This is a genomic window from Bifidobacterium sp. UBA4282, from assembly GCF_002394995.1.
GTDB classification, from domain to species: Bacteria; Actinomycetota; Actinomycetes; order Actinomycetales; family Bifidobacteriaceae; genus Bifidobacterium; species Bifidobacterium pullorum_B.
The window spans coordinates 87,987-92,856 of sequence record NZ_DGVO01000037.1; the positions used below are offsets into that span (position 1 = coordinate 87,987).

Annotated in this window: 6 protein-coding genes; all 6 read left to right on the plus strand. The window is 64.8% G+C overall.

The window, feature by feature from the left end:
* A partial coding sequence (locus B4C31_RS05705) for a hypothetical protein (protein WP_291531681.1) occupies positions 1 to 260 on the plus strand: 260 nt, incomplete at its 5' end.
* Positions 257 to 1,825: a hypothetical protein gene (locus B4C31_RS05710; protein ID WP_291531682.1), complete on the plus strand. Its 1,569-nt coding sequence runs from the start codon at positions 257 to 259 to the stop codon at positions 1,823 to 1,825. The genes B4C31_RS05705 and B4C31_RS05710, both read left to right, overlap by 4 nt.
* Positions 1,826 to 1,898: 73 nt before the next feature.
* Entirely contained in the window at positions 1,899 to 2,225 is a 327-nt protein-coding gene (locus B4C31_RS05715; RefSeq protein ID WP_291531683.1) for a hypothetical protein, read from the plus strand.
* Between the two features lie 74 nt (positions 2,226 to 2,299).
* The gene (locus B4C31_RS05720) at positions 2,300 to 2,647 is read left to right on the plus strand and encodes a hypothetical protein (protein WP_291531684.1); all 348 of its coding nucleotides are present in this window, start codon (positions 2,300 to 2,302) and stop codon (positions 2,645 to 2,647) included.
* Between the two features lie 32 nt (positions 2,648 to 2,679).
* Positions 2,680 to 3,402, plus strand: coding sequence for an FtsK/SpoIIIE domain-containing protein (locus B4C31_RS05725; RefSeq protein WP_291531685.1), 723 nt, complete (start codon positions 2,680 to 2,682; stop codon positions 3,400 to 3,402).
* A gap of 338 nt (positions 3,403 to 3,740) precedes the next feature.
* On the plus strand, positions 3,741 to 4,577 hold the full coding sequence (locus B4C31_RS05730; protein ID WP_291531690.1) for a protein rep: 837 nt from the start codon (positions 3,741 to 3,743) through the stop codon (positions 4,575 to 4,577).
* Positions 4,578 to 4,870 lie beyond the last annotated feature (293 nt).

Sequence of the window (4,870 nt, forward strand, 5' to 3'; positions counted from 1 at the left end):
AGGGCGGACACAAGGGCGCCGTCCGCGCCCTCCGCGCACTCGCGCCCCGGTTTGTGTCGCTGATCTCGAATCGCGCTGACGCCGCCACGGGCATGCGCGAGGCGGAGTCCGTGGCCCGTTGGGCGTTAAACACCGTGGAACTTCCCGCGACCATTCCTGCCGACCCGTGTACTACGGACAACGGATTCGAGGTGCTGACGGCACCGACCCGAGAGCAGATCGAAGAGACCGCACGGATGATCAAGGAGGCCCTGCAATGACGTCCAAATCCAAGGAACGCGGCATGAACGATCAGGAAATGATCGCCATGCTGGTTGAACGATTCGTTTTCGCACATGACCGCCGCACCAAGAACCGGCTGTACTACGTCAATCGTAAAACCCATATTGCAAGCCCCTTCCATCCGACGGAAAAATCAAGCCTCTACCATCAGACGGTCACGATGGCGAGGCACACGATCAACCCTGAGACGCATAAGCCGTTCGAGCTCCCCACCCAACAGAACATCTTCGGCGCAATGTCCCAGCTGGTAACAATCGCTAAGAACCGTCCGATCGACCTCGCCAAGCGAAGCCGCCTGATTGGAGATGACCTGTGGATCGATCTTGGGCGCGACGATGGAAAGTCCCTCCTCATCACCCCCGCCGGGCTGTCCGTACAGGAGCCTGACGAGGCTATCGCATGGATGCGCGACGACGAAACCGGATGTATGAACGAGCCCGTAGCCAACGCGAGCATCGAAACCGGGTTCGACACCTTCGCCGGCATGCTGGGACAGGACCGTGACACCGTCGCACAGCTCATCGCCGTCGGCGTTCACCGTATCATCCACCCCAACGGGCCCGGCAGCCAACAACCGCTGGTACTCATCGAGGGCCCCAGCGGAGCTGGAAAATCCATGGCTAGCCTCATGTACCAGGATCTCGTCGACCCGAAACAGGCGCGTTTCGAAAACACCGCCGGCGTCATCAACCCCGAAGCGTTACGCATGAACGCCGCCGCCTCGAGCGTGCTCGTGCTCGGGAACGCGAACCACGTCGACCAAGAAATCTGGGACCTGCTGTGCACCATCGCCACCGGCGGCATCGACTCCGCGCGAAAGCACTACAATCAGGAAGAGGTCGTGCGATGGTTCATGGACGCGCAGGTCGTGATGACGGGCATCAGCGTCGGGCGCATCCCCGAGGACGTAATCACACGCCTTGTCCACATCGAACTCTCGCCCCGGGCCAGGGGCGACACCGAGCAGATCGTCTGGAAGCGGTGGGACGCCCACATCGATGAGATGCGCACTGGACTGTGGCTCCTGTGCTCGCGGGTCATGCACATGGAACGCGACGGGTCAATCCCTGTCGACCATCTGGAGGGACGTCTGCGCGATTTTGAAATCACGCTCCGCGCCGTCGACATGGTCCTCGGCACCCATGGCGAAACCGCATGGCTGTCCTCACAGGAGGGTGAGCAGCGGCTCCAGCAGTCCGACAACCCGGTCTTCATGGCGATCGTCGACCGGTGGGACGACATCGCCGGACAGTGGCTGACCGCCGCCGAGTTGTACAAGAGGCTGAAGCCGGCTTTCGCCAAAATCGACTCCGGCACGTACGGAACGAACCGGTACACTCCCAAATCGCACCTGAGCCTCGCCAAACAACTGGACCACCTTTTGCCCATCCTCGACGCACACGGCATCAGCATGGAAAGGAGGCAGGACTCCCACCGCAAGGTCGGCGAATGGCGATTCCAAGAGACCAAGGGCTTCGCTCTCCCCGACAACCCACTCGCGCAGGAACCCAACAACGGCCCGTTCGCAGGTATGGGGGTCTGATCCGGGCGCATAGTCGCCTGCTACGGGGCGGTGGGCGGTCCGTCGCCCCCACTCTCTTGGAAAGGAGTCCGATATGCGACGTATCCCGGTGGATGTGCCCGCCTTGGGCGATATCCGTTTCGTGCAGGCGGAGCGGCAGACTGATCAGAACGGCGATCCCGTGCTGCGGGACGGTGTCCCGGTGCAGGTGGCAAGCCTGCTGATCAAGCCAAAGGATGAGCGGCCCGAGGTGCTGCAAGTCAAGGTCGTGCGCGCGGAGCCGGTCCGTGTGGACGAGAACGCGCGCGTGCGTGTCGTGGATTTGACCGCGACCCCGTGGGCGCGTGACGGGCGTGACGGCGTCAGCTACCAGGCGGCGGACATCACGCCCATCGGCGGCCCCCAGCCGCCGAAACAGTAAAGCAGCGGGCGCATAGAAGAGGGCGTCGGCCGGCAAGGCCGGCGTCCTTTTTCCTATAGGTAAGGAGAATCGCAATGGAATTGGCTGCGGTAATCACGCTAGTCGCATTGGTGATCGTGTGCGTGGTGGCTGGTGTTGCCGCGTGGGAGACGGTGTGCGACTGGGAGGTTGTCGACGCGGTCCTGCACGTCGGCGAGCCGAGGCGCGTGCGAATCCTGTACGGCAAACATGGGTGGAGGCCGTTCTCGTGGGGGCGGGACCGGATGATGCGGATTGTGACGCGAGTGGACGCAGTGGACGTGGACCCATCGCCCGAAAAATGCGTCGAGGCGGGCATCCGCCTGCAGCACTCGCTCGGCTACGACGGCAGCGAATACGCGACACCCCGGGCCCGCTGGCATGAGTGGAGGCTGACCCGATGAGATACGACAGGTGGGAAAGAAGCCGGATACCGATGGCCGACACGCTCTGGGTACGCAACACGATCGACGGGAGCCTGGTCGAGATTCCCATGGGCCTGCACACGCTCATCGCAGGTAGATCAGGATCTGGAAAAAGCCAACTGCTGCGTCAGCTAATCCGCAACACGGTCCCGGATGTGGCTGACGGGTACGCGCGCCTGTACGGGATCGACTTGAAAGGCGGCGTCGAGCTGGCGCGGTGGGCTCCCTGGATGCAGACCGGCACCTGTCTCGAGTACGCGATCGCGGTCCTGGAGGACCTCGACGAGAAACGCGAGCAGCGCAACCGGATGCTCGTCGAGCAGGGCCTGGACAAGGTCGAGGTGGGTCGAGACGTGCCGCTGCTTGTGCTGGTCGTGGACGAGCTGGCCGAGCTCGCCGGCGGCGTGGACAAGAACACGCGCGCCCAGCAGGAGCGCGCCCGCGCCCTCCTGGATCGGATCCTGCGATTGGGCCGTGCCGCGGGTATCACGGTCGTCGCCGCCTCGCAGGACCCGCGCAAGGAAAGCGTCCCGCTCCGCGACCGTTTCCCGAACCGGATCGCACTCGCCCTGGGCTCCCGGGACGAGACTGTGATGATGATGGGCGAGGACGCGGTACGCGACGGATGCGCGCCCCACGCGATCCCCGCGACCACGCCGGGCGTGGGCTACTGGCACGACCGAGCCCATCATCGCGCGGTCCGGTTCCGCTGCCCCTACCAGCCCGGATTGTGAACACCGGGGGCCACGCTGATGGGCGTCGATCGGGTGGACGTGCGCCACGAGTCGGAGAGCCTGCGACGGTGGCGGCAGACGCAGTACGCGCGCCGCTGCCGGTCACAGGCCTGGCTCATGGACAGGGTCGGCCACGGACGGCAGCTGACCATCGGCCAGCTGGGCACGCTGCCGAGGCCGGCCCGGTGCGGGTGGCCGTTGACCGGTGTCGGCATCCGCCTGCACGAGGGCCGCGCGTTCCTGCACGGTGCCCAGCATTGCGCCAGTCCCTGGGCGTGCCCGCTGTGCACGACCATCATCCGCAGCCGAAGAGCTCAGGATCTGCGGCACGCCGTCCGATGGTGGCACGACACGCCCCCCCCGAACACGGGCTCATCTTCCTGACATTGACCATCCCGCACACGAAAAGCGAGTCATTAGGCGCGTTGATCGATCTGGTGGCGGGCTCCTGGTCGCGGATGCGAGGCTCGCACGCATGGCGGCGGCTCGCCGACCGGACCGGTATCCGGCATCATGTGCGCAGCATGGAGGTCACATGGAGTCCTACGAGCGGCTGGCACGTCCACCTACATGTCTTATTGTTCATGAAGGCAATGCCAGACGCGAAGAGTCTGAAAGCGGAGATCCACGCGCTCTGGTCTGACGCAGTGCACACGCTCGACCCGGACCGCAGACCCGTATCCAAACGCCACGGGGTAATCGTCGAACCCGTAACCGACGACGGGCGGCTCGTCGCCGGATATATGAACAAAACCCCGGACCGGCGTGACATCGCATTGGAGATGACCAGAGGAGACAGGAAGCAAGGCCGCCGCAAGGGTAGTCTGAATCCGTTCGAGTTTTTGGATGATGGCACCGACATCGACGAGCATATGGCGCAAGCCTTGTGGTGCGAGTACGTGGACGCGACCTACCGGCGGCGTACGATCACCTGGAGCCGCAGGCTCCGCCAGGACAGCGGACTGGCCGGTATGGAGCCCACCGATCGGCAGATCATCGACGACGCCATCCACGGCCTGCCAGTCATCAATCTCGACCCGCCCGCCTACCGGATGCTGCGCCGCAGCCCCTCGATCATCGCCGCCACGCTCCAGCTGGTCGAGGACGGGCAGGTCCCCCTCGCCGAAGCCATCATCGGTCAAGCCACCGGCATGGATATGGACTCGCGCAGTTAACCGCATTTCTGTTACCGAGCCGCCCCGCTGGCCCTATCGGGCCGCGGGGCTCGGCCACGCCCTACGGGCGCGGCCATCCCACTAGCGCATGACCAACGACGATTGTGACTGTTCCACAGGTCCGGGCAGGGGCGGGAAAAGGAGCGGGCATGGCCCGCGCCCTGAAGAAGACGCGCGGCGAAAAGGCCGCGCGACTGTATCGTTCGCTTCCTGGGGCCGCCTGGAGCGGCCCGTGTTCCTCGTGTCTTCGGCAGCCCGAGACGATACCTCGCGTCCCGCCCGCGCGCAAGCCC